This window comes from Planococcus sp. ISL-109, assembly GCF_018613655.1.
In the GTDB taxonomy this organism is placed as follows: Bacteria; Bacillota; Bacilli; order Bacillales_A; family Planococcaceae; genus Planococcus.
Map to the genome: position 1 here is coordinate 938,575 of NZ_JAGGPW010000004.1, position 19,170 is coordinate 957,744.

17 protein-coding genes and 1 tRNA gene are annotated in these 19,170 nt (G+C 47.4%); all 18 read right to left on the reverse strand.

The window, feature by feature from the left end; all coding sequences use genetic code 11:
• Positions 1-9 precede the first annotated feature (9 nt).
• Entirely contained in the window at positions 10-840 is an 831-nt protein-coding gene (gene ccsA, locus J7E21_RS06490) for a cytochrome c biogenesis protein CcsA (RefSeq protein WP_215105796.1), read from the reverse strand.
• A gap of 177 nt (positions 841-1,017) precedes the next feature.
• Positions 1,018-2,391, reverse strand: coding sequence for a glutamyl-tRNA reductase (gene hemA / locus J7E21_RS06495; protein ID WP_215105798.1), 1,374 nt, complete (start codon positions 2,389-2,391; stop codon positions 1,018-1,020).
• An 881-nt stretch (positions 2,392-3,272) separates the two neighbouring features.
• Entirely contained in the window at positions 3,273-3,857 is a 585-nt protein-coding gene (gene yihA, locus J7E21_RS06500) for a ribosome biogenesis GTP-binding protein YihA/YsxC (RefSeq protein WP_215105800.1), read from the reverse strand.
• Positions 3,854-6,181, reverse strand: a complete 2,328-nt coding sequence (gene lon / locus J7E21_RS06505) for an endopeptidase La (RefSeq protein ID WP_215105802.1) — start codon at positions 6,179-6,181, stop codon at positions 3,854-3,856. Before lon ends, yihA begins: the two co-directional genes overlap by 4 nt.
• A 144-nt stretch (positions 6,182-6,325) precedes the next feature.
• Complete coding sequence (gene clpX, locus J7E21_RS06510; RefSeq protein WP_215105804.1) at positions 6,326-7,597, reverse strand: ATP-dependent protease ATP-binding subunit ClpX; 1,272 nt, start codon at positions 7,595-7,597, stop codon at positions 6,326-6,328.
• Positions 7,598-7,870: 273 nt separating this feature from the next.
• The gene (tig, locus tag J7E21_RS06515; RefSeq protein WP_215105806.1) at positions 7,871-9,175 is read right to left on the reverse strand and encodes a trigger factor; all 1,305 of its coding nucleotides are present in this window, start codon (positions 9,173-9,175) and stop codon (positions 7,871-7,873) included.
• Between the two features lie 103 nt (positions 9,176-9,278).
• Positions 9,279-10,259, reverse strand: a complete 981-nt coding sequence (locus J7E21_RS06520) for a tetratricopeptide repeat protein (protein ID WP_215105808.1) — start codon at positions 10,257-10,259, stop codon at positions 9,279-9,281.
• A gap of 62 nt (positions 10,260-10,321) precedes the next feature.
• Positions 10,322-10,762: an OsmC family protein gene (locus J7E21_RS06525; protein WP_251047799.1), complete on the reverse strand. Its 441-nt coding sequence runs from the start codon at positions 10,760-10,762 to the stop codon at positions 10,322-10,324.
• A gap of 93 nt (positions 10,763-10,855) precedes the next feature.
• Positions 10,856-11,452: a YdcF family protein gene (locus tag J7E21_RS06530; protein WP_215105810.1), complete on the reverse strand. Its 597-nt coding sequence runs from the start codon at positions 11,450-11,452 to the stop codon at positions 10,856-10,858.
• Between the two features lie 172 nt (positions 11,453-11,624).
• A tRNA-Arg gene (locus J7E21_RS06535) sits at positions 11,625-11,698 on the reverse strand.
• 84 nt (positions 11,699-11,782) lie between these two features.
• Positions 11,783-12,379 carry an XTP/dITP diphosphatase gene (locus J7E21_RS06540; RefSeq protein WP_215105812.1) on the reverse strand — a complete coding sequence of 199 codons (597 nt, stop codon included), beginning with the start codon at positions 12,377-12,379 and terminating at the stop codon, positions 11,783-11,785.
• Complete coding sequence (gene rph, locus J7E21_RS06545) at positions 12,376-13,125, reverse strand: ribonuclease PH (protein WP_215105814.1); 750 nt, start codon at positions 13,123-13,125, stop codon at positions 12,376-12,378. The genes J7E21_RS06540 and rph overlap by 4 nt, the downstream gene beginning before the upstream one ends.
• Before the next feature lie 74 nt (positions 13,126-13,199).
• Complete coding sequence (gene racE / locus J7E21_RS06550; RefSeq protein WP_285228736.1) at positions 13,200-14,003, reverse strand: glutamate racemase; 804 nt, start codon at positions 14,001-14,003, stop codon at positions 13,200-13,202.
• Between the two features lie 16 nt (positions 14,004-14,019).
• The gene (locus J7E21_RS06555) at positions 14,020-14,472 is read right to left on the reverse strand and encodes a MarR family winged helix-turn-helix transcriptional regulator (protein ID WP_215105818.1); all 453 of its coding nucleotides are present in this window, start codon (positions 14,470-14,472) and stop codon (positions 14,020-14,022) included.
• Between the two features lie 75 nt (positions 14,473-14,547).
• Entirely contained in the window at positions 14,548-15,015 is a 468-nt protein-coding gene (locus J7E21_RS06560) for an acyl-CoA thioesterase (protein WP_215105820.1), read from the reverse strand.
• Positions 15,016-15,905: 890 nt separating this feature from the next.
• On the reverse strand, positions 15,906-16,676 hold the full coding sequence (gene sdhB, locus J7E21_RS06565; protein ID WP_215105822.1) for a succinate dehydrogenase iron-sulfur subunit: 771 nt from the start codon (positions 16,674-16,676) through the stop codon (positions 15,906-15,908).
• A 25-nt stretch (positions 16,677-16,701) separates the two neighbouring features.
• Positions 16,702-18,450, reverse strand: a complete 1,749-nt coding sequence (sdhA, locus tag J7E21_RS06570) for a succinate dehydrogenase flavoprotein subunit (protein ID WP_215105824.1) — start codon at positions 18,448-18,450, stop codon at positions 16,702-16,704.
• Positions 18,451-18,495: 45 nt separating this feature from the next.
• Entirely contained in the window at positions 18,496-19,107 is a 612-nt protein-coding gene (locus tag J7E21_RS06575; protein WP_251047800.1) for a succinate dehydrogenase cytochrome b558 subunit, read from the reverse strand.
• Between the last annotated feature and the right edge of the window lie 63 nt (positions 19,108-19,170).

Sequence of the window (19,170 nt, forward strand, 5' to 3'; positions counted from 1 at the left end):
ACCCTTCTATTAATACCAAAAATGAAATTCTGATAACCGGCTGCCGAAAAAGAAATTAAGCAGCAAAAATAAAAATGCATATAAATGAGCCCATGCATAGCTCATGCCATTCAGTGAACCTTTCCGGTGCCGCCATAAGATGCCGCTATAAATAATCAGCAAAATGAATGAGCCGACAATTTTCACATCTAAAAAGGAAAATTCTTCAAGTGATACGACCGCCCATTGAAAACCGAGGACGAGCGACACGAACAACAGCGGAATCCCGACAAGAATGGAGATGGTTGCGCCTTGTTCGGTTTGTCCGAGCGACGGCAGACTGCTCCATTGCTTCGTCCATTTCTTCTGCTTCAAAAGCCGGTACAACAGCAAATGCAAAGCCGAAAAAACGAACGACAGCGAAAATGCCGCGTACGACAGGATGGCGAACGTGATGTGGATGAACAACAACTCCGACACCAACGCTTCCCCGACCGGCGAACGTTCAATCTGTACCGGCGCAAATGTATGGATAACCATGAATATGAATCCGATGATATTGATCAGGAACACCGCAAAGTCGAAGCGGTAAAAAATCCGCAGGACGAGCGAAAGCGTAACTAATAGCCACGCATAGAAATAGATGCCTTCGAATAAAGTCAGCACCGGAAAGCGCTGTGTCTCAATGATGTAAAGAACAAGAAACACGGTCTGCAATAACCATACGGCCCCAAGAAGTGTCATAGCGATCCGGATGGCTTTTTTCGTAGTATATAAGTAATCGACAAAATAAAAGACAAGGCTGACAGCGTATAGTATAACCATAGCTTCGTGCAGCCTTGCCATTGTTATATCAGCCATCCCATTCCCCTTCGTTTCCATAATTAAAGGCGTTTCGCCTCTACATTTTAACATATAGATTCGAAAACGCCTCATTATAAGATAGCTTTATCCCGTTTTAACGGTCGGAAAAAGTCCAATTGGTCCAACTAACAATCAGTACACAATGAAGACTTCCCACTGATTGTTAGCTTTTATTTATACAGTATAACCTGGAGTTTCTAATGTTTCCTGCTGTTTTTCAAGCCTCACTTGCTCCGCTTTCTGGCGGACTGCGCGTGCTTGCTTGTCGAGCTGCTGTTCGACTTCTTCTTCGATGCCGAAGATCTGCATAAACAGCTCTAATTGCTCGCGTGATTTTTTGGCAGTGCCCATTTCTTTCGCCTGCAAAATCGGCTCTTTCAATAGTTGATTGATGATCGATTTCGTATGCTTGTTGAGAATCTTCTTTTCGCGATCCGTCAATTCCGGCATCTTGTTTTCGATGCTGGCCATCGTCTCCGCTTGAATTCCGAGCGCTTTTTCACGCAAAGCGGAAATGACCGGAACGACACCGAGTGTGCCGAGCCAATCGTTGAACTGTTCTGCTTCTTCTTCGATCATGACGCCGATTTGTTTTGCCGCGCGTTCACGTTCAGCAAGATTCGCTTCGACGATGCCTTGCATATCATCAATATCGTACAAGAACACATTTTGAAGATCACCGATGCGCGGGTCCATGTCGCGCGGTACCGCGATGTCGACCATAAACAAAGGCTTGCCTTTTCGGAGCTTTTCGACAAACTGCATCAATTCCAAGTCGATGACGAAATCAGTCGACCCGGTAGAAGAAATAAGAATGTCCGCTTCAAGCAGTGCACATTGCAATTGGTTCAACGGTTTTGCGTTGCCACCGAATTTATCGGCAAGCACTTCCGCTTTCTCGAATGTGCGGTTGATCACGGTAATGCGATCTGCGCCGCTGCCTTGCAGGTTTTTAATGGCGAGTTCGCCCATTTTCCCTGCACCGAGAATGACGACATGCTTATTTTTCAGCGTACCGAAAATCTTTTTGCCCAGTTCAACAGCCGCATAGGAAACCGATACGGCATTTTCGCCGATTGCAGTTTCATTATGTGCACGCTTCGCAAGCGTCACGGCTTGCTTGAATAATTGATTAAATACTGTCCCCGTTGTGCCGATTTCTTGCCCTGCAAGGAAACTGGATTTCACTTGGCCGAGAATTTGTGTCTCGCCTAGCACCATCGAGTCAATTCCGGCAGTAACGCGGAACAAATGATCAATCGCTTCGTCCTGTTCATGAAGGAACAAATATTGAGAGAATTGTTCCATCGGAATTTTAAAATAAGAAGCCAAAAATTGCTTCACATAAAAACGGCCGGTGTGGAGTTGATCCACTACTGCATAGATTTCCGTCCGGTTGCATGTCGAAACGATTACGTTTTCCAATATGCTTTTTTGTTGTTGCAGCGCTTGCATCGCTTGTGGAAGTTCGCTTTCGATGAACGACAGCTTCTCACGTATGGATACAGGTGCTGAATGGTAGTTGACCCCAATTACGAGTGTATGCATGGGCTTAAAACACCTTTCACGTTCAATATTTCACTTCTCTAAGTATACCACTTCACGAGTGGATTATGCCTGCGATTTTGTGAACAAGGCATGAACCTGTTTGTTAATCCCGCTTTAACGGACAGCAGGACTGCCACTTTTCAAGCGGGAGATCCACTGGCCGTAAAAGTTCGAGTGGTTCAACTAACAATCAGCAGGTATGCCCTACTGATTGAAGTTTCACTATATAATCATCCTAATCTTAACCTAAATTCAATCTTAGCAAAGCGCGAATTCCGTAACAAGTATAACGCTTGTAGTCGGAATAGACTGTGAACTTATACATAATGGTTTTTGGAGATTCCGTTGCAGGGGCTGCTTTCCGAGGGGCGGGCGTCGAGCCAATGTGCCGCAAAGTGCGCGCCACATTTGTCTCGCCAGTCCCGCGCAGTCCCCCAGGCGTCGCCTCCCTTCCGCTTCATCTCTAATTTTAAAATGGTGGTATGTTTCCTCGTTATCTAAAATTAGTAGAGTAAGCAGCCACTTTTCAATGTGTAGAAGTTTTGTCACTCGGTAGCTCTAAATAAGTTCGCTCACCCAGCGGATGAAGAAAACAATGTGGTCGCCTCATCTCCCGCTGACTTCAATGAAACCCCTCAGCCGCACCGCGCACACGGGCTCCTTGCGAAAGGCGTGCCCTAAGCGGAAGGCGGCTAGTCCATGATGAACCGATCCATGAACGAACCATCACGCTCTCATAAACACCCTATCAACTTCGCTTCTCTAATGTGCCGAGCGGTCCAACTAAAGCTATCGTATTCTATTAGCTCTCTTTTTATTAATCCAACCCAAATTAAAAACAGGGACCGAAAAATCAATGATTTTTCGGTCCCTGTTTGTTTTCAGTTCATGCGTTTTTCGATTTCGAGCCAGGCGGCATCTTTGCCGAGTCCTGTTTCGGAAGAGAAGACGATTAACGGATCGCCTTTTTCCATGTCGAGTGTTTCACGGACAATCTTTTTATGCTTGTCCCATTTGCCTTTCGGAATTTTATCGGCTTTTGTCGCGATGATGATGCACGGGATGTTGTAATATTTCATGAAATCATACATCGTCCGGTCATCGACGCTCGGCGGGTGGCGAAGATCGACGATTTGCACGACAGCCCGCAATTGCTCGCGGCTTGTAATATACGTTTCGATCATCTTGCCCCATGCTTCACGTTCGGTTTTCGATACTTTTGCATAGCCATAGCCCGGCACATCGACAAAAAACAATTCTTCTTCGATTTTGTAAAAATTCAAAGTTTGAGTTTTGCCGGGTTTGGAGGAAATCCGCGCCATGCTTTTGCGGCCGATCAGTTTATTGATGAAGGACGATTTGCCGACATTCGAGCGTCCTGCGAGTGCAAACTCCGGCAGCTCGGTTTCCGGGTATTGCGCCGGACGGACCGCACTGATTACGAGTTCTACGTTATTGACATTCATTGTTTTTCTCCTTCCAGCGCAATCTCGAGCGCTTGTTCCGCTTGGCTGACAAGATGGAATTCCAATTCTTTGCGAATTGATTCCGGCACATCGTCGAGATCGCGTTCATTCTCTGCAGGTATGATGATTGTCTTCAAACCTGCTCGGTGGGCACTCAAGGTTTTTTCTTTCAGCCCGCCGATCGGCAACACTCGTCCGCGCAGCGTAATTTCTCCCGTCATCCCGACCTCGCGGCGCACAGGGCGCTTCGTGAGGGCTGAGACGAGCGCTGTCGCAATCGTCACACCGGCAGAAGGGCCGTCTTTCGGAACGGCTCCTTCCGGCACATGGATATGGATATCGTGCGATTCGTTGAAGTTCGGATCGATGCCGAGTGTTTCCGCTTGTGCACGGACATAAGAAAGAGCGGTCTGTGCCGATTCTTTCATGACGTCCCCGAGCTTCCCGGTCAACTGCAACTTGCCTTTCCCAGCGGACAAGGACACTTCGATCTGCAATGTATCGCCGCCGACAGCGGTATACGCAAGGCCGGTGGCAACACCGATTTGATTTTCGGTTTCAGCGACGCCGTAGCGGAATTTCTTTTTGCCGAGATAGCCTTCGACTTCTTTCGCTCCAACCGTCACGTGTTCTATTTCTTTCGAAACAATCTGTTTGGTGACTTTCCGGCAGATGGATGCGATTTGGCGCTCCAATCCGCGCACACCGGCTTCACGTGTGTAATAGCGGATCATTGAGACAAATGCATCTTCTCCGAATGACAGCTGCTCTTCGGACAAGCCGTGTTCTTTCACTTGTTTCGGCGCCAAATGGTTTTTGGCGATCAATTTCTTTTCGAGTTCCGTATAGCCGGCGATCGAAATGACTTCCATCCGGTCGCGCAAAGGTCCTGGGATCGAACCCAGATCGTTTGCTGTCGCGATGAACAGCACATTCGACAGGTCATAACTTTCTTCGATGTAATGGTCGCTGAATGTATGGTTCTGTTCCGGGTCGAGCACTTCGAGCATCGCCGAAGACGGATCACCCCGGAAGTCGTTGGACATTTTATCAATTTCATCAAGCAAGAACACCGGATTGACCGTGGCTGCTTTTTTCATTCCTTGAATGATGCGTCCCGGCATCGCGCCGACATATGTACGGCGGTGGCCGCGGATTTCCGATTCATCGCGCACGCCGCCTAGCGAGATGCGGACGAAATTGCGGTCGAGCGATTCGGCGATCGAACGGGCAAGTGAGGTTTTCCCGACGCCTGGAGGGCCAACAAGGCAAAGAATCGGTCCACGCAGCGATTTCGTCATCTGCTGGACAGCCAAATATTCGAGCACCCGTTCTTTTACCGTCTCAAGGCCGTCGTGATCGCGGTTTAATACTTCTTCCGCGTAGTTGATGTCAAGACGGTCTTCGGTCGCTTCCGACCAAGGGATCGTGATGAGCCATTCAATATAATTGCGGATGATGCCGCTTTCCGCTGCCGCAGAAGGCAGTTTCTCATAGCGTTCCAATTCTTTCAGCGCGGTTTTCTCCGTCGATTCGGGCATGCCGATTTCGCTGATGCGCTTTTTCAAATCCGCTACTTCTACTCCTTTGCCGTCCTTGTCGCCAAGCTCAGTTTGAATTGCTTTCATCTGTTCGCGCAGGTAGAATTCCTTCTGCGTTTTTTCCATCGCTTTTTTCACGCGGTCGTTAATGCGCTTTTCAATATCCTGCACTTCCTGCTCATTATGCAGGCTGCTGATCAATAGTTCCAGGCGCTTGCTGATGTCGAAAGTTTCGAGTACTTCCTGCTTTGCTGGCATTTTCAGCGACAAATGCGAAGCGATCATATCAGCCAACCGGCCCGGCTCTTCGATATCGGCTACCGTATTGAATGTTTCAGTCGTCACTTTTTTCGAGCTTTTGCCGAAGACTTCAAATTGCTCAAGCAAGATCCGCATCAAGGCATCTTGCTCTGCGTCCCGTTCCGGTTCATCCGGGAACGACATCACTTCGACTACTGTGAACTTGTCATCTTCTTCGTATTCCTTCCACTTGCCGCGTTCTAGGCCTTCGACCAGCACACGGATCGTTCCGTTCGGCAATTTCAGCATTTGTTTGACGTATGCCAATGTGCCGATTTTGTGCAAGTCTTCTTTGCCTGGCTGTTCGACTGCCATATCTTTTTGGGCAGCCAAAAAGACGATTTGGTCATCCATCATCGCCTGCTCTAATGCCGCTACTGAACGGTCGCGTCCGACATCTATATGCAGTACCATCGCCGGAAAGACGAGCAGCCCGCGAAGTGGCAAGAGCGGAACTCGCTTCGTTACTTTTTTCTTCGCCATTTGTAACCCACCTCCGTTAATTCTCTATATCTCTCTTGCTACTAAGTTTTTTCGTAGAAAAAAAAGGGCTGACCCCATACGCGCGGATGTGCACGATTCAGAGTCAGCCCGTATCATCCTATTCTTGTGTATCCGCCGGACAAATTAAGCGGATGTTTTTTCGTTGCTGCCGTTATCGAACTCAGTGCCGTCTTCAAGAATCAGTTTAGGCTGAACACTGTCAGTCACCGTTTCTTTCGTGATGATGCACTCCACAATGTCTTCACGGGAAGGCAGATCAAACATCACATCAAGCATGATGTTTTCGATGATCGAACGCAATCCGCGTGCGCCTGTTTTCCGATCGATGGCGAGGCGGGAAATTTCAACCAGCGCTTCATGTTCGAACGTCAACTTCACGCCGTCAAGCTCCATCATTTTCTGATATTGCTTGATCAGTGCGTTTTTAGGCTCTGTCAGAATTTCCACGAGTGCATTTTCATCCAATTGCTCTAAGCTTGCTAGTACCGGCAAACGGCCGATGAACTCAGGGATCAAGCCGAATTTCAACAAGTCCTCTGGGATCAATTGGCTAAGAAGGGATTTTTCATCCAATTCTTCTTTGTTCGGATCGGCACCGAAACCGATGATCTTATTGCCGAGACGGCGTTTGATGATCTGATCGACGCCATCAAACGCACCGCCGACGATGAACAAGACGTTCGTCGTATCGATTTGGATGAATTCCTGATGAGGATGCTTACGTCCGCCTTGTGGGGGAACGCTCGCTGTTGTGCCTTCTAGGATTTTCAGCAAAGCTTGCTGAACGCCTTCACCTGAAACATCGCGTGTAATCGATGCGTTCTCGGATTTGCGCGCCACTTTATCGATTTCATCGATGTAGATGATACCTTTTTCTGCACGGTCCACGTCGTAATCTGCAGCCTGGATCAGTTTAAGCAGAATGTTCTCGACATCCTCGCCGACATAACCGGCTTCAGTCAGAGATGTAGCATCTGCAATTGCAAATGGTACATTCAAAATGCGTGCGAGTGTTTGCGCAAGCAAAGTTTTCCCGCTTCCTGTAGGACCGATCAAAACGATATTCGATTTCGAAAGCTCGACATCGTCGATTTTGCTATTGGAATTAACCCGTTTGTAATGATTATAAACTGCCACAGCCAAAGATTTTTTCGCTTTTTCCTGGCCGATGACATAACCGTTTAAGGTATCCAAAATCTCTTTCGGTTTTGGTACTTCTTTGAATTCGACTTCTTCTTCCGTGCCGAGTTCTTCCTCTACGATTTCGGTGCAAAGTTCGATGCACTCATCGCAAATATATACACCTGGTCCAGCGACCAGTTTACGAACTTGTTCCTGCGGTTTACCGCAAAATGAACATTTTAAATGCTCTTTTTCATCATTGAATTTGAACAATGTAGTCACCCCTATTCAAGCCATTATCTTACAAGATTAATATGATTGTATCAACTAATTAGAATTATTCCAATCAAACTGCCTTTATATATGAAGAAACTCTATATTGAAGGAAATGAAAAGCATATCTGTTAAGTTGAAGCTATGACTTTCAGCAGGTAATCTTCCGACGGTGAACGGCAATATGTTTAGAGATATTTAGTCTTTTACCAGTATGTATAGAAAACAAGGTGCGAATGCCGCACCTTGTTTTATTAAAAGATCTTATTGGTCTTATTCAGAAGCCTTAGCGTCATCGGAAACTTTAGCGTTTTTCACTAGGAATTCAACCGTATTTTGCATGCGGATGTCATTTTCAAGCATTTCAGTGCCGCCAAGAGCAGTTTTGATCTGTTCTTTGTCCATGTTGAACTGGCTAGCCATTTTTTCAAGCTCTTTATCGATGTCTTCAGAAGTGACTTCCATGTTTTCCGCTTTAGCGATTGCTTCAAGCGTCAATGATACGCGTACGCGTGTTTGAGCATCAGCTGTCATTTGTTCGCGGAGTGCATCTTCGTCCTGGCCGGAGAACTGGAAGTACAATTCCTTGTTCATTCCTTGCTGGCTTAGGCGCTGTTCGAAATCTTGCATCATGCGATCGATTTCTGTGTTGATCATCGCTTCAGGAATCTCAACTGTTGAGTTTTCAGCCGCTTGCTGCACGAGGTCATCGCGAAGTTTTGCGTCAGAAGCGGTTTCTTTTTCCGCTTTCAAGCTTTCTTTCATTTTCGTGCGAAGTGCGTCAAGGCCTTCTACTTCTTCGTCAAGTTCTTTAGCGAACTCATCGTTAAGCTCTGGCAATTCTTTAGCTTTCACTTCGTTTACCGTCACTTTGAACGTTGCTGCTTTTCCAGCAAGTTCTTCCGCGTGGTATTCTTCAGGGAAAGACACTTCCACTTCTTTTTGTTCGCCGGTTTTAGCGCCGATCAATTGCTCTTCAAATCCTGGAATGAATGAATTTGAACCGATTTCTAGGGAGTAGTCATTGCCTGCTCCGCCTTCAAACGATTCTCCGTCTACGAATCCTTCGAAATCGATAATAGCTGTATCGCCATTTTCGATTGCGCTGTCTTCTTTGACCGACAATTCAGCCATACGTTCCTGGCTTTCTTTCAATTGCGCTTCGATTTCCTCATCCGTCACGTTCACGTCTTCTTTGGAAACTTCAAGGCCTTTATACTCGCCCAACTGTAATTCAGGCTTCACTATAACTTTTGCAGTAAAGACAAGCGGTTCGTTCTTTTCCAATTTTTCCACGTCGATTTCAGGACGGTCAACTGGGTTGATTCCTGATTCTTCGACTGCGTTCGCGTATGCGTCAGGCAGGATGAAATCAAGTGCATCCTGGTAAAGAGATTCTACACCGAAACGCTTTTCGAACATTTGGCGTGGCATTTTCCCTTTACGGAAACCTGGTACGTTAATTTCTTTTACGACTTTTTTAAATGCTTTATCAAGTGCGCCGTTTACTTCTTCAGCCGGTACTTCTATTGTTAAGACTCCGACGTTACCTTCTTGCTTTTCCCATTTTGCTGACATGTATAAGCCCTCCAAACATTTTTTTACAAAGTGTGTACTTTATTTGCACGAATTTTTGACAACCTCCACATTATATCATAAATACGAGCAGGTTCAACTATTTCTAACCGTTGCGCAATTCTATGTAGGCTTCCGCTTGCTTCAGCAGATTCATCAATTCCGGATTGGCTTGGTCTGCCGTTTCCCCGCTGAACAAACTGTCGAGATACAAATGGTAGGCATCGGCAATTTCCGCTTCATCGAAATCTTCCCAGAAAAACGGATACAGCAGGTAAATATGCCGGTCGACCAGTTCCATCGCCATTTGCAATTTTGCCGGCTCTTTCTCCAACCCCCTTTCCAGCAGCAGCCGGATATTCAACAGCCGTTTGTCTTTCAGCGGATCCGGAAGCGTTTCAACCGTGAACTCTTGCGTGTAATGAAATTTCTCCACGTGGACGGATCCGGAGAGTTGCTGTTCCCGCAGCATCAGCAGCAGATAGGATTTGGCAACCCAGTCCACTTCCGGATGTGCGATCAATTGCTGCAATTGATCGCACATCGCAGCATATGCTTCTTTCGGCAATTCCGTCACCCGTTGTTCCTGTTCGACCGGGCTTAAAAGCAAAAACTGATCAAGTGCGTAACGTTCGACATCTTTTTTGAACGTAGTATTGCTTTCCGCAATCCGTTCATTCAAGTCGCGCAATTGATGGAATTGCTCGAGTCGTTCTGCCGGCAGAACGTTCTCCTCTATCAGCACTTCGATCATTTTCTCCGCTTCCTGAAACTCTTTCACTTGCATTAAAATGCTTATGTATAACTCCATCGTCTCCAAATAATGGATCGGTCCGATGCGCAGCAATTCCTTGACTACTTCGAGCGCCTCAGTAAACTCACCAAGTTCATACAAGCTGTAAGCATAGCCGCCGAGTGCCGCTGCGTGCTCCGGTTCGTAGACGAGCACTTGATATAGTTTATCGCGTGCGTCTTCGTACTGTTCGTTTTTCAAGTTGGTCATGCCTTCCGTCAACAGACGCGTGACGGTCGTCGGGAAAACAATGACATTGCCCCTGCGTTTCAAATCCCCAAATTTCTTCCGCATCCTACCACCTCTTTGTCCATTCATCATACCATAAAATAGTGCTTTTAAAACCAAAGCTGGCACTACTGTGCGCCAGCTTTTTTGCCGTTCAGGACAAGTTCGTAACGGACATCCGCTTTCATGGAATGAGCGACCGGGCAATATTTCTCACCGCTCACTTCAATGGCGTGAAGCACTTTCTCCTCGTCTATATCGCCTTCGACTAAAAACGTGACCGTCACCGCTAAAAATTCTTTTGGCGGATCCTTCCGTTTTTCCCCTTCAGTGACAATCTCAATCGATTGCACCTTGTCGATTTTCGAACGCAAAATCATAATGACATCCATTCCGACACAACCGGCGAGCGAACCAAGCAGCGCTTGCATCGGCAATAAACCTTGATCGTTCCCGACACCTTTATGGGCGTCCATCTTCAGGACGTGTCCACCTTGGCCGCTTGCTTCAAAAACAAAATCACCTTGCCATTTTGTGCTGAGCTTCAATAGTTCGGTTTCCATCTCCATCACCCTTTCCTCTTTTTAACAGTGTATCATTCGACTTCAGAATATTTCATCTTTTAAGCATATTAAAAAACTGCCTGCACGCGCAAGGCAGTTTTAAACGAAAGCATGGATGGCGACGTATGCGATATAACAAATGATTTCCCGGGCAAAAAACGGTAGAGTCTTGAAAAAACTCGTGAATTCAGTCGACGGTGTCGGGGATGAATGGGCGTCAATGCCGGCATGCTCCGCCATTAGCAGCGCCCGTTTCATATGTAAGGGATCGCTGACGACAAGAAAGCTCGATAAATCGTTCGCAGCTGCGAGCTCACCGGCAAAAAGGAAGTTTTCTTCTGTGATCAACGATTCGGTTTCAATCAGAATATCTTCTGCCGGAACGTTATTGCGGATGGCAAAGTCGCGGCTGACGGCCGATTCGGCAAAGTCCGCTCCATCAGTGATGCCCCCTGTGAAAATGATTTTCTTCACATAGCCGGCTTCGTATAAATCGATGGCATGGCGTATGCGCTGTTCGAGCACAGGCGAAGGCTCTTCGCCGATGATTTTTGTACCGAGGACGATTGCTGCATCGGCTTCAAGCAATTCCGACTCGTTGCCGAAAGCCCAAATGCTCAATGCGATTGATGCTATGAGGCTCACTTGGATAAGTGAGAAAATGATCAAAAGACGTTTCCAGTTGTTTTTGAACACTGATCTTTTCCACCTTTAGGTCTATTTTTTCTCTATCTTTTTCCATTGTACTCGATTGCCCGCAAATAAACAGCAGGAAATCAAAAGGCCATCATTCTTTCACCATTCCGCTTCAAATTATTATTGAAAAACAAAAAACCTCGCTTTCCATAAATGGAAAACAAGGTTCAAATGTCCCAGGAGGGATTCGAACCCCCGACCGACGCCTTAGAAGGGCGTTGCTCTATCCAGCTGAGCTACTGAGACATGACTTTCCTTCTGAAAGACAATTTTAATTATAGAAATCATTCGAAGAAAAGTCAATGCTATTTCAAAAAAATATCAAATTGTTTATTTCAGCCACGTAGGCATTGCTTCGCTGAGCTTGCGAATTGCTTGTCCGCGATGTGAGATGGCTGCTTTTTCTTGCGGCTCAAGCTCCGCCATGGCCCGCTCCTGTGACGGAACGTAAAAAACGGGATCGTAGCCGAAGCCGTGGTCGCCGCGGCGCAGACGCAAGATCTCGCCTTCACATGAGCCTGAGAACATCACCGTTTCTTCACCGGGTGCTGCGACTGCCAACACGCAGCGGAAGCGCGCCGTGCGCTCTGTGTCCGGCACTTGCGCCAATTTCTCCAACACTTTATCGATATTGGCGTCATCGCTTTTCTCCCCGCCGGCGTAACGCGCCGAGTACACGCCAGGCTCGCCGTCCAATGCATCGATTTCAAGACCGCTGTCATCCGCGATGACCGGAATGCCGAGTGCTGCTGCAACGCCTTCTGCTTTTAAGATGGCGTTCGCTTCAAACGTGGTGCCTGTTTCTTCGATATCCAACTCTTCGGCGACATCTTTCAATGTCAGCACTTCATAGCCTAAAGGCGCAAGCAAAGTTTCAAAGTCTTTGGCTTTTCCTTTGTTTTGCGTGGCGATGACGATTTTTTTCATAATGCCGTTTCTACCTTTTCACCGATGCGGTAAGCCAGTTCTCCAAGTGCATGCTTCTGGATTTCGATCAATTGGCGGATGCCTTCTTCGCCTAGATCGAGCATTTCATTCAACTCTGTGCGGCTGAACGTTGCTTCTTCTCCGGTTCCTTGCATTTCCACAAATTCCCCGGACCCGGTCATGACCAGATTCATATCGACAGCTGCTGTGGAATCTTCCTCATAATTCAAATCGAGGATCGCTTGTTTGTCGCTATTGATGCCGACACTAGTTGCCGCCAAATAATCTGTTACCGGAAATACCGGAACATCCAATTTACCGAGTGCGATGGACATAGCGATAAATGCACCGGTAATCGATGCTGTGCGTGTTCCGCCGTCCGCTTGGATGACGTCGCAATCGATCCAAAGTGTACGCTCGCCGATTTTCTCAAGGTCTACAACGGCACGCAGTGAGCGGCCGATCAGACGCTGGATTTCCATTGTCCGTCCGCCAAGCTTGCCGCGTGTCGCTTCTCGCTGGTTGCGGCTTCCTGTTGCCCGTGGCAGCATTGAGTATTCAGCCGTAATCCAACCTTTGCCCTGCCCTCTTAAAAAGCTTGGCACCCGTGATTCGATTGTCGCTGTACAAATGACTTTTGTCTGGCCGACCGTAATCAATACGGAACCTTCCGGATGGATCAAGTAATCCGTCTCTACTTCCACTTGGCGCAGTTCATCAACTTGTCTATTATCTATTCTTGTCATATTTTTTCCTCCTCATATACCCACAAAGCTTAACATATTTCCACTGTAACGACAAAAACCCGACAGCAAGGCGGTCAGGTTTTTGCAAATTGAATCGAATGGATGCAAGGCTCTTCGATAGCGAGCCATTTGCGGATGATCGTGCGGAAAATCTCAGTTGAACCGGAAGTATAAAATTGATGGACTGGCGGTTTTTTGCGCTTTGCGAACTTGTCTTCATAACTAAGATGGCGAAACACGTCTTTTGCTGTTTCTTCAGCTGACGACAGCACGGTCACCGTCTTGCCGAGTTCCTGCTCGATAAATCCTTGCAAAAGCGGATAATGCGTACAGCCGAGAATCGCCGTATCGAATTCCTTCAATTTGATCATGCTAAGCGTTTCCACGACGATGCGCCGCGCAAAGTCCCCTTCGTACTCATCACTTTCCACTAGCGGCACAAACCGCGGGCACGCCAATTGGATGACTTCGGACGACGAAACGAGCGATTTGATCGCTTTTTCATAAGCGCCGCTTTTGACAGTTCCAGCTGTTCCGAGTACCGCGATTTTTTTAGTCGAGGATGATTTTATCGCTGCCCTGGCGCCTGGAAAAATAACACCGATGACTGGAATGGGCAGTTTTTTCTGAAGCGAATTGAGCGCCGCGGCCGTGGCCGTATTACAGGCGATGACCAGCATTTTGACGTTCATTTTCATGAGCGCCTCTGCCATTTGCCATGTATAGCGCCGGACTTCTGCAAGTGGACGGGGGCCATAAGGACAACGGGCATTATCGCCGATATAACAAATCTTTTCATTAGGCAAAAGTCTCATAATTTCTTTGGCGACGGTCAATCCGCCGACGCCCGAATCAATGACTCCGATTGGCGCATTCAATGTCATAGCCCCGCTCCTATTTCATGTTGATATGCATTTTCTCCAACAATGACGAAAATTGCTCGACTTCTTCTTCGCTAAAATCTTCGAGGACGTTTTCCAAATAGTCCTGACGTTTTTTGATGACTTCTTCAATGATCCGTTCGCCTTCTTTTAACAGCTTGATGCGCACGACGCGGCGGTCTTGTTCTTCGCGGGTCCGAACAACCAATTCATTTTTCTCCATCCGGTCGACGAGGTCCGTCGTTGTGCTGAACGCGAGGAACATTTTGTTCGACAGGTCGCCGATCGTCATATCCCCATGCTCGAACAGCCATTGCAAAGCAACGAATTGAGGTGGTGTGATTGTATAGGAATGGAGAATTTCGCGCCCTTTTTGTTTGATGATTCCGGATATATAACGCAATTCTTTTTCCATAAACGCCACGCGCTCTAAGTCATGGCGTCCGCTTAATTTGTCTTCAGTCATGGACTCGGTTCACTCCCTAGCTACAGTTCTTTTCTTTTATAGTGAAGCTTTCTTCCTAAGAAGGCAAGGCTTGCTTCATTTTCGCGAGGAAGTCAGACTTCCTGCGCCAAGCATCGTTCTCTCTTCCGCAGTCCAAGGAGAGCCTTTCCCACTCGCTTTGGAAATTTGGACGATGGCCCCTCTGCCGGTGAAGCACGTTTCCTGCTGATCGTTTACCACCCAGTAATGGATGTCCGCCGAAGAATTGCCGATTGACGCCACTTTGACATAAACTTTCAGCTGTTCATCGAAAAATACTTGCCGCACAAAATCCACTTGCATGTCGGCTACAACAGGAATCAAATCACTATCTTTCTGAAGCCAACTTTGCATAAGCCCGATGGATTTCATAAACTCAATCCGTGCGTACTCAAAATAAGCGATCGGTACTGTGTTGTTGACATGGCCGAACATATCGGTCTCAGAAAACCGCACATGCACCGGTGCGTAAAATGTAAAACCTTCCTGCCATTGCGTAAAATTCTCTATGTATGCCGCTTTCATCCTTGTTCCCCCTATAATCTACTTCTCATTTTTTAAGTATAGCAAAAACCGGTGCCAAGGACATCGGTTTCAGCCAAGCTAACAGTATTTCAATTGAATCGAGTAGAGGGAAAAAAGTGATTTATCTTCGCCCCTCTCACAACACCGTACGAACGGTTCTCGTATACGGCGTTTCAATTTATATTACAGTGTGTACTTTTAGATAACGCTCTAAAGCAGATCTTTGTTCTCTTTCAGGTATTCCTTCAGTTCATCGACCGTTATTCCATCGACCCCACTTGCCCTTTATTTCGATAAACGCGCAAGTAGGCTTCATTCATGTTTTGATTACTTAGAATCTGTTCTAAAAGGTCCACACTCGTTTCTCCTTTCCTCTCGCGTAGTAAGGGATAGCTCCATTTTAGGTTGTCCTTTGAGATACGCTCATACTTTCACCCGTAACACATTCGGAGTTCATCCCTTACGCACTCGCGGCGTTGAAACACTATAAATGGTTCAGCCCTTCGTGAGTTGCTTCACTACTATGGCTTCGGCTGACTTCTTGCGATTAACCTTTTTCGACTGCACGTTAGTGCATCCGCAAGACCCACCAGGGTAAGACAACTATCTTTCCTCTTTTACTCGCCTGATTTACCCAACAAAGTTACGCACATCTTTTGGACTTTGACTTGTGTTGGAGCCTTATCCCTTTGAAGAGCCTTCGTATCAGATTTCTGTTCGTCGAGCCAAGATTTTATTCCACGCTTCCTCCAGCCCTCACCTCACGATAAGCACCTTGCGCTTCCTTAGTGGTTGGTCGATGTGTACCCCCACAGTGGACTTTCACCACCTAGATAGTTGCCATGCCTGGCACACAACAAAAAAACTCCGCCATAATGGCGGAGTTTTGATTAGTCGACCATGTGATCGCTTCCGAAGAAGTTGCGGAACATTTGGATCGTTGCGTCACGGTTCAAAGCTGCGATGGAAGTCGTCAAAGGAATTCCTTTTGGACAAGATTCCACACAGTTTTGAGAGTTACCGCAATCAGCAAGGCCACCCTCGCCCATGATGGCGTTCAAACGCTCATCACGGTTCATTGCTCCGGATGGATGCGCATTCATCAAGCGGACTTGAGAAAGCGGAGCTGCACCGATAAAGTCGGATTTATCGTTGACGTTCGGGCATGCCTCAAGACAAACACCGCAAGTCATACATTTGGATAGTTCATAAGCCCACTGGCGTTTGCGCTCTGGCATGCGTGGACCTTCGCCTAGATCATGCGTACCGTCGATTGGCACCCACGCTTTGACTTTTTTCAGAGAATCGAACATGCGGCTGCGGTCTACGATCAAGTCGCGGACAACCGGGAATGTTTTCATCGGCTGAAGGCGGATCGGCTGTTCGAGCTTATCGACAAGAGCTGTACACGACTGGCGTGCTTTGCCATTGATAACCATAGAACACGCGCCACAAACTTCCTCAAGGCAGTTCATGTCCCAGTTGACTGGAGTTGTGCGTTTGCCGTCCATGTTAACCGGGTTGCGTCGGATTTCCATCAATGCCGAGATGACATTCATGTTGGCGCGATATGGCAATTCGAACTTCTCCCAGTATGAACTATCATCTGTGGAGTTTTGGCGTTCGATTTCGAAAATAACCGTTTTTGCTGCTTCACCCATGGTAAATTAGCTCCCTTCTTAAATGCTATGCTTTCGCTGAATAGTCGCGTTTGCGTGGCGGGATTAAGGAAGTATCGACTTCTTCATAATGGAAGATCGGCGCATTGGAACCATCGAATTTCGCCATTGTCGTCTTCAAGAATTCCTCGTCATTACGTTCCGGAAAGTCCGGCTTGTAATGAGCTCCGCGGCTTTCGTTGCGCTTCAAGGCTCCGATTGTGATAGCGCGTGCCAGGTGCAGCATATTTTTCAGCTGACGTGCGAACATCGCGCCTTGGTTGCTCCAAAGTTGCGTGTCGGTCATGCTGATATGGTTAAAGCGTTCAAGCAACTCGACGATTTTCTTGTCGGTTTTTTCGAGGCGGTCGTTATAGCGCACGACTGTCACGTTATCCGTCATCCATTCGCCAAGCTCTTTGTGCAAGATATAAGCATTTTCTGTTCCGTCAAGGGCAAGGAGCTCATCCCATTTACGCTGCTCTTCAGCTTCTTGCTTTGCAAAAATATCGTTCGGCATGTCTTCTGCCAGAACATCAAGTCCTTTGATGTATTCAAGCGCATGCGGGCCAGCGACCATTCCTCCGTAGATTGCAGAAAGAAGCGAGTTTGCGCCGAGACGATTGCCACCGTGCTGGGAATAATCGCATTCGCCTGCTGCTAATACGCCTGGAATGTTGGTCATCTGATGATCGTCTACCCATAGTCCGCCCATTGAATAGTGGACAGCCGGGAAGATTTTCATCGGCACTTTACGCGGGTCGTCGCCTGTGAACTTCTCGTAGATTTCGATGATGCCCCCGAGTTTGAGGTCGAGTTCTTTCGGGTCTTTATGGGAAAGATCCAAGTACACCATGTTCTCGCCGTTGATGCCGAGCTTCTGGTTAACGCACACGTCGAAGATCTCACGTGTCGCGATATCACGCGGCACAAGGTTTCCGTAAGCCGGATATTTCTCTTCAAGGAAATACCAAGGCTTGCCGTCTTTATATGTCCAGATCCGGCCGCCTTCACCGCGAGCTGATTCGGACATCAAGCGGAGCTTGTCGTCCCCAGGAATCGCCGTCGGGTGGATTTGGATGAATTCGCCGTTTGCGTAATATGCGCCTTGCTGATAAACGATTGATGCCGCAGATCCTGTGTTGATGACGGAGTTCGTGGATTTCCCGAAGATAATCCCTGGACCGCCCGTTGCCATAATTACAGCATCGGAGCGGAACGCTTTAATCTCCATTGTCGTCAAGTTCTGGGCTGTAATGCCTCTTGATACGCCTTGATCATCAAGAATGAGGCCAAGGAATTCCCAGCCTTCAAATTTTGTGATCAAGCCGGCCACTTCATAGCGGCGCACTTGCTCATCAAGTGCATAAAGCAATTGCTGGCCAGTCGTCGCACCGGCAAATGCCGTTCTGTGGTACATCGTGCCGCCGAAACGGCGGAAATCGAGCAAACCTTCCGGCGTACGGTTGAACATAACGCCCATCCGGTCAAGCAGGCGGATGATTTCAGGTGCTGCATCTGCCATCGCTTGAACTGGCTTTTGGTTCGCCAGGAAGTCGCCGCCATAAACGGTGTCATCAAAGTGAATTGCCGGGGAGTCCCCTTCACCTTTTGTATTCACCGCTCCGTTAATTCCGCCCTGTGCACACACAGAATGAGATCGTTTAACTGGAACGATAGAGAATAGATCAGCGGGTGAGCCCACTTCAGCAACTTTGATCGCTGCCATAAGACCTGCTAGGCCCCCACCGACGATAGTAACTTTGCCTTTCGCCATTGTAGTATTCACTCCTCTTTTAGTTCACCAATGTTTGAAACATTCTTAAACGAACGCAAACAATGCTCTGATACCGATGATCGTTAATACAATAAAGACTAGAAGTGTGAAATAAGTTGAGTAGCGCTGTGCTTTCGCTGAAACCGTGATTCCCCACGTTACAAAGAAAGACCATAATCCGTTCGCCAAGTGGAACGTCGCCGATACGACACCCAAGATGTAGAATACGAACATGAACGGGTTCGACAAGATGTTTTCCATCATGCTGAAGTCCGCTTCCGCTGCACCGATTGCTACTTGGAATCGAGTTTCGAAGATGTGCCACGCGATAAAGACCACTAGGAAAATTCCCGTATAGCGCTGCGCCACAAACAACATGTTGCGCAAATAGCTGTAATGACCCGGGTTGTTTTTCGCTGTGAACGCTATGTATAATCCGTAGAAAGCATGATACATTAGCGGCAAGTAGATGACAAAGATCTCCAGGAAGATGACGAATGGAAGATTTGCCATGAAGTGAGCAGCGCGGTTAAACTCCTCCACCCCTTGCGTAGCGAAATGGTTGACGATCAAATGCTGCGTCAGGAACAAACCGATTGGAATGACTCCGAGTAAAGAGTGCAGCCTGCGCATTAGAAATTCACGATTGTTATCCAAAAATTTTACCCCCCTCAAAACATTAGTAGGCAATGTGAAAAATATTCCTATATCAGCAAAATA

Bases quoted from the DNA above. Each gene is read 5' to 3' on its own strand.
- ccsA (WP_215105796.1), bottom strand. From the start codon at position 840: ATGGCTGATATAACAATGGCAAGGCTGCACGAAGCTATGGTTATACTA.
- hemA (WP_215105798.1), bottom strand. From the start codon at position 2,391: ATGCATACACTCGTAATTGGGGTCAACTACCATTCAGCACCTGTATCC.
- yihA (WP_215105800.1), bottom strand. From the start codon at position 3,857: ATGAATGTCAATAACGTAGAACTCGTAATCAGTGCGGTCCGTCCGGCG.
- lon (WP_215105802.1), bottom strand. From the start codon at position 6,181: ATGGCGAAGAAAAAAGTAACGAAGCGAGTTCCGCTCTTGCCACTTCGC.
- tig (WP_215105806.1), bottom strand. From the start codon at position 9,175: ATGTCAGCAAAATGGGAAAAGCAAGAAGGTAACGTCGGAGTCTTAACA.
- J7E21_RS06520 (WP_215105808.1), bottom strand. From the start codon at position 10,259: ATGCGGAAGAAATTTGGGGATTTGAAACGCAGGGGCAATGTCATTGTT.
- J7E21_RS06525 (WP_251047799.1), bottom strand. From the start codon at position 10,762: ATGGAGATGGAAACCGAACTATTGAAGCTCAGCACAAAATGGCAAGGT.
- J7E21_RS06540 (WP_215105812.1), bottom strand. From the start codon at position 12,379: ATGAAAAAAATCGTCATCGCCACGCAAAACAAAGGAAAAGCCAAAGAC.
- rph (WP_215105814.1), bottom strand. From the start codon at position 13,125: ATGACAAGAATAGATAATAGACAAGTTGATGAACTGCGCCAAGTGGAA.
- J7E21_RS06555 (WP_215105818.1), bottom strand. From the start codon at position 14,472: ATGACTGAAGACAAATTAAGCGGACGCCATGACTTAGAGCGCGTGGCG.
- J7E21_RS06560 (WP_215105820.1), bottom strand. From the start codon at position 15,015: ATGAAAGCGGCATACATAGAGAATTTTACGCAATGGCAGGAAGGTTTT.
- sdhB (WP_215105822.1), bottom strand. From the start codon at position 16,676: ATGGGTGAAGCAGCAAAAACGGTTATTTTCGAAATCGAACGCCAAAAC.
- sdhA (WP_215105824.1), bottom strand. From the start codon at position 18,450: ATGGCGAAAGGCAAAGTTACTATCGTCGGTGGGGGCCTAGCAGGTCTT.